This is a genomic window from Bdellovibrionales bacterium (genome assembly GCA_019750295.1).
Taxonomy (GTDB): Bacteria; Bdellovibrionota; Bdellovibrionia; order Bdellovibrionales; family JAGQZY01; genus JAIEOS01.
The window spans coordinates 1-5302 of the sequence record JAIEOS010000148.1 but is presented as its reverse complement, the minus strand read 5'-3'; the positions used below and the strand labels follow the sequence as shown (position 1 = coordinate 5302).

At 47.8% G+C, this 5302-nt stretch carries 5 protein-coding genes; 4 read left to right on the top strand and 1 reads right to left on the bottom strand.

Annotated features, from left to right (window positions below; genetic code table 11):
* Positions 1 to 66: 66 nt before the first annotated feature.
* Both K2Q26_16055 and K2Q26_16050 read left to right on the top strand, forming a co-directional pair.
* The gene (locus K2Q26_16055; protein MBY0317033.1) at positions 67 to 846 is read left to right on the top strand and encodes a gamma-glutamyl-gamma-aminobutyrate hydrolase family protein; all 780 of its coding nucleotides are present in this window, start codon (positions 67 to 69) and stop codon (positions 844 to 846) included.
* Positions 847 to 882: 36 nt separating this feature from the next.
* Positions 883 to 1629 carry a hypothetical protein gene (locus tag K2Q26_16050; GenBank protein ID MBY0317032.1) on the top strand — a complete coding sequence of 249 codons (747 nt, stop codon included), beginning with the start codon at positions 883 to 885 and terminating at the stop codon, positions 1627 to 1629.
* On the opposite strand, the gene K2Q26_16045 is transcribed toward K2Q26_16050, so the two are convergent.
* A complete protein-coding gene (locus K2Q26_16045; GenBank protein ID MBY0317031.1) occupies positions 1626 to 2099 on the bottom strand; it encodes a hypothetical protein in 474 nt (157 codons plus the stop codon). The genes K2Q26_16050 and K2Q26_16045 overlap by 4 nt on opposite strands.
* 148 nt (positions 2100 to 2247) lie before the next feature.
* On the opposite strand from K2Q26_16045, the gene K2Q26_16040 reads away from it, so the two are divergent.
* Both K2Q26_16040 and K2Q26_16035 read left to right on the top strand, forming a co-directional pair.
* Entirely contained in the window at positions 2248 to 4626 is a 2379-nt protein-coding gene (locus K2Q26_16040) for an ATP-dependent DNA helicase (protein ID MBY0317030.1), read from the top strand.
* On the top strand, positions 4610 to 5302 hold a 693-nt coding region (locus tag K2Q26_16035), incomplete at its 3' end, for a 3'-5' exonuclease (GenBank protein ID MBY0317029.1). The genes K2Q26_16040 and K2Q26_16035, both read left to right, overlap by 17 nt.

The following is a 5302-nucleotide window of genomic DNA, read 5'->3' as shown; positions in this document are numbered from 1 at the left end:
AGAAGAGACGCGACAAGCTGGACCAAAGTTGATGTTCTTTTTTGCCGTAAACGTCGATAAGGACTCATGCGCAAAGTTATGGTCCTCCAGCATGTGGCTCACGAACCTTTAGGAACTCTCGATCCCATGCTTAAAGCGGCAGGATTTCGTATTCGTTATATCAACTTTGGAAGAGATCCCCAGGTTGAGCCGGAGTTGGACGCCTACAGTGGGCTCATTGTTCTCGGAGGGCCCATGGCGGTCTACGAGGCCGACAAGTATCATCATCTTAAAACCGAAATGCGCCTCATCGAGCAAGCTCTGCAAAAAAATATTCCTGTTCTTGGAATTTGTTTAGGCGCTCAGTTGGTGGCGGCGGTCTTGGGGGCTCACGTCCGTAAGGCCAGGGACTGGGAGTTGGGGTGGTATGATGTCCACGTCACCGATAAGGCAAAATCGAATCCTCTATTTAAAGCGTATGACAAAACCGAAAAAATATTCCAGCTCCATCAAGATACTTTTGATGTTCCTAAAAGTGCCGATCATCTTGCATGGACGACGATGTGCGAAGGACAGGCTTTTGCTTATGGAGACAAAGTTTACGGATTGCAGTTTCATCTCGAGGTGGATGAGGCCATGATTTTACGATGGCTTGATCGCCCCGAACATAAGAAAATCATCGAAGCCTCGGCAGGAGTTTTCAGTGAAGATCAACTGCGTGCAGAAACTCACCAATATATCCAAAGATCTTTGGAACTCAGTCGCGCCACCTTCGGTCAATTTCTACAAATTTTTCAGCTCCCCGAGAAAAAAATCGTTTTGGGTTCGGAGCATGGGCGCGAACCTAAGAAAAGAAATTCAAAATAACTGTGCATACCTCCGCTTTCGTGGCATGAATAGGGAATGCTCATCTGGCTCATCTCGCTCATTATTATACCGGCCGCTGCGGACTGGGATCTCTCCTTGGCTGTATTTGGTCGCACACGACCGGTCGCCACCGTTCAGGATATTAATGGTGGATATGGTCACGCCTTTTGGGGTGAGGGTGGAGATCCACAAAATCCCTGGTTTGGATATATTAGAACCTTTGCGACGGCGCGACTGTCGACTTCGCCTACGGGAATTGTGGGTTTTGATTTTTACCCGATTTCTTTTTTGGGATTGAGTGCAGGGCGTTTGTACTCTCGTCGCTACGTTGATCAACCTGAAGTCGACTGTGAACAGGTGGAGTGTCGAGGCTGGCTCAATAATACGTTTTTGCAGGTGAAAACAGTCGGTCAGTTTAAAAGTCTGTTTTGGTCCATATCTTTTGATAAAACAGATTATGATAAGGTTAAAAGTTTATCGCGGCCCGTGTTTCAGGCGGTGAATGGAGTCGTCCAAAATCCAAACGGAGATCGGGGAGATGATTGGTTCGGAAGTGTCGGCTACGAACTCAACGACCGCTGGGCCATTGGGGTCAGTGTTCAAGAGTTTGCAACATCGGAAAGTCGAAACCGTCAGGACATGCATCTCTTTTTTGTGCGCATGAAGTATGACCAATGGATTTGTAATGCCGGAGTAGGACGAATTTATTCTTCACCCGTCGGAACGGCTCCCCAGTTGATTGGCACGTGTACCTGGAATCAATGGCCCAAATTGGGTTATTAAAGCTTGGCGGCCACGCTCTCTGATTGCGGGAGTTCGGCGCTCGCTTTTGCTGGAAGTTGAATCACTTGAATGTTGACGGACTCCAGAAGTTGTATGGATTCCAGCGATCTGTACTGGATTTGGTAGAAGATCTTCCGGACACCCCCCAGATTGATGAGGCGTTTCGCGCACGCGGAGCACGGGAGATGCGTGACGAACACGTGTTTTTCGGTGGCCCGGGGGGAATCGCAATTGATGACGGCGTTCTCCTCGGAGTGAAGGCATCCGCAGTTTCCGGCTTCGTGACGATCACAGGTGTTGGGTAGACCTGCGGCGTTGCCGTTGTAACCAATCGCTAAAACTTTTCGATAATCCGTGGAGGTGATCACCGTGCCCACGTTAAGACGAGTGCAGGTCGAGCGGCGCGCTAATGCGAAGGCCAGTTCCATATAAATTTCTTCGAAAGAGGGGCGACCGGGTTTTTGCGACATGGGGATTTTTTAGCATATTCGATTTTAGAGTCACTGAATTTATCCCTCTGCCTCTATTTTAAGCAGTACAGGGAGAGTGCTGCGAAATTTCGGAAATGAGGGGTCGAAGCTAGCTTTGAGCTCTCGAGAGGAACATAATACTCGCCAGATGAAAAAGCTCGCGCTCAGTATCACCGAATTCGCCATCCCTAGCCCTCTTGTGGGGAGCATCGAAACCTACTCCGGTTACGGTGGGCTTCCGGATGTGGGCACACAACTTCATTTAGAGATTCAAGAGGAGCGCTTGCGGGAGTTCCCCGGTTTCGTTCCCGAGAAATGGATCAGTCATGAGTTTGGGTATGATAAATACCAGATCACCGTCGGTGGCCGAATGGATGGGTTTTGCGAAGAGCCCGAACTATGGATCGAAGAGATCAAGACCGCCTACGATGTTGAAAAACTTCACGCCAAACTGGTCGCCGATGCCGATCATCCCTATCGCCGTCAGCTGCTGACCTACGGATATCTCTACTGGATGCAGACGCGAAAAAAAGCAAATTTAAGATTTTGTCTGGTGAACTCGCGCAATCATTCCCAAGAATTCATGGATCTTCCCTTAGATATTGAGGAGTACGAGGCTTGGCTCGATCGTCGACTCAAGGATGTCGTGGATCGTGAAAAAATGTTTGAAGCCGCTCGGAAACGTCGTCGAAAATATGCCGATATTACATTTCCCTTTGAGCAGCAGCGTCCGGGTCAGCGGGAACTCATCGAAACCATTGCGGATCATCTCAAAAAAGAAAGTCGAATGTTGATTCAAGCGCCGACCGGGTTAGGTAAAACCATGGGTGTCGTCCTTCCTACTTTACAAAATTCTCTTTTGCGAGGGCAAAAGACCATCTATTTGACTGCGAAAAATAGTCAACACAGCGTTGCTGAGGATGCGATCGAGAGAATTCAAGAGACAGGAACTTCAATCCGCGCCTTGAGTTTGTTAGCTAAGCGCAAGATGTGTTTTAAAGAAGAAGTGATGTGTGATCCCGCTTATTGTGAATACGCGAAAGATCATTACACGAAGTTGGACCAGCACAAGGTCGCGGAGCAACTCCTCAAAAAAAGAAATCTGAACGAGCGATCCCTAAAAGCCATGGCCGAGAAGTACGAAGTCTGTCCCTTCGAGTTGCAAATGGAAAGTGCGGCTTTTGCCGACGTCGTTATTGGCGATTATAATTATATTTTCTCACCCAATAATGTTCGTGAACGCCTTGGTAAGAACGGATTAGGTAAAAGCACATCGCTTCCCAATTTGGTCATCGATGAGGCTCATAATCTTCCCGCGCGGGCATTGGGTTATTTTTCAGTAGAACTGAATTTGCGCGAGATCGAGCAGATTATTCTAAAAATCGAGAACCCCTCCTCGGACATTGTCGGTGGCGTGCAAAAGCTATCAACTGAGGCCAGATATTTTTTTGATCGCATCGCCGAAGCGAGTGGAGGGCGATCGCCCAGTGTGATTACCCTCACTGCCGACGACGCTCAATCTCTCCGTGAGACGGTCCAGAAGCTTTTAACCAGTTACTTGGAAAGCGATGAGCCGCTCCAGCGCGATGATCCTATCGTTCATATTTACAATTTAATTGTTCAGTTTGTAGATATTCTTGAAAGTTACCGTGATGAATTTGTTATTATTTACGAAACGTTGGGCGAAAAACCGTTAGTTAAAATTGTCTGTTGTGATGCCGCTTGGTGGTTAAAGGATGTTTACAAAGACTTTTCGAGTGTTGTCGCTTTTTCTGCAACATTGAAACCTTTCGACTATTATCAGGCTCTGTTGGGTCTCAACGCTAAGGACACGGTCTGTGCCGAATTCGAAACGCCATTTCCTAAAGAAAATCGCAAAATCCTGGTCATCCCTCAAGTTTCGACAAAGCTTCGAGATCGGGCGGCAAATGTGGTGAAGATCAAAGCGGCGATTGGCAAAATCGTCAGCATTCGCCCCGGAAATTACTTTGTATTTTTCCCAAGTTTTGATTTTTTAGAGAAAGTCTCTGCTCAACTCCAAGTCCCGGGGTTCGAAATTATTCTCCAAAAGCGCAACATGGAAAAATTCGAGGTGGAAGGAGTGATCCAACACCTGAGAGACCAAGTTCGTCCGACCATCGTGATGGCCGTACAGGGAGGAGTGTTCTCGGAGGGCGTAGATTATCCGGGAGAAAGTATCATCGGTGCAATTATCGTCGGCCCCGCGCTACCCGCATTTAATTTCGAAAGAGAACAGATTCGCGAATATTACGATAAAAAATTTGGAGCGGGTTTTGATTACGCATACACTTTTCCGGCAATGGCGCGAACCATACAGAGTGCCGGGAGAGTGATCCGCTCGTCCTCAGATCGCGGCCTCATCGTGTTAATGGATAGGCGTTTTCTCGAGGATAAATTTATCGGCACAATGCCAAAGGACTGGGTTGAGGGCCATCCCCAAGAATTGGCCTCTCAACGCATTCTCGATGATCTTCAAGCCTTTTGGAGCGATGATGGATCTCCATAGTCAGCGCTTTCTTTTTATTGACTGCCAAACGACAGCCACTCATCCGTCCCAGGGGGAGTTACTGGAGCTGTCGTGGTGCATGACTTCTCTCAAGGATCGAGCGTCGTCCTCGGTGGAAACCCATCTGATTCAACTCCCAGAGGGAAAGGTGATTCCTCGTTTAGTCCGAGAGATGACCGGAATCACAGAGCAGGAAATGTCCCATGCGAAGCCCGTGCTCTCTGTTTTAGAGACGTTAAAACGGCAAATTCAGGCGGAGTCCAACGTGTACGCCGTCGCTCACTATGCGACCTTCGAGAAAACTTTTCTTGAAGCTGCTTTTAAGGAGCACTTTCCGGAAGAGCAAGTCTCTTTAAATTTCATCTGCACACAAAAGTTAAGCAAAATGCTTTTTCCGCGAATGACCAGTTATAATATGAGGGCGATCAGTGGATTTTTTGGACCGACGTTGCATCTTGATAATCGAGCTTCATCCCATGCCGAGGCCACCGTCATGATCTGGCAGGAGCTTGTCAAAGAGCTGCACAAAAAAGACATTACCAGCATTCCGGCTCTGGAAGACCTGCTCAAAGTAAAAAAAACTTCGGCAAAAAAAGACAAAGCAAAGAAGGCCGAAAGTTTTCAGTACCGTATGGAACGAGACAAGCGCTTAAAACTTCCGGATGAACCTGGCGTT

Bases quoted from the DNA above. Each gene is read 5' to 3' on its own strand.
- K2Q26_16055 (MBY0317033.1), top strand. From the start codon at position 67: ATGCGCAAAGTTATGGTCCTCCAGCATGTGGCTCACGAACCTTTAGGA.
- K2Q26_16045 (MBY0317031.1), bottom strand. From the start codon at position 2,099: ATGTCGCAAAAACCCGGTCGCCCCTCTTTCGAAGAAATTTATATGGAA.
- K2Q26_16040 (MBY0317030.1), top strand. From the start codon at position 2,248: ATGAAAAAGCTCGCGCTCAGTATCACCGAATTCGCCATCCCTAGCCCT.
- K2Q26_16050 (MBY0317032.1), top strand. From the start codon at position 883: ATGCTCATCTGGCTCATCTCGCTCATTATTATACCGGCCGCTGCGGAC.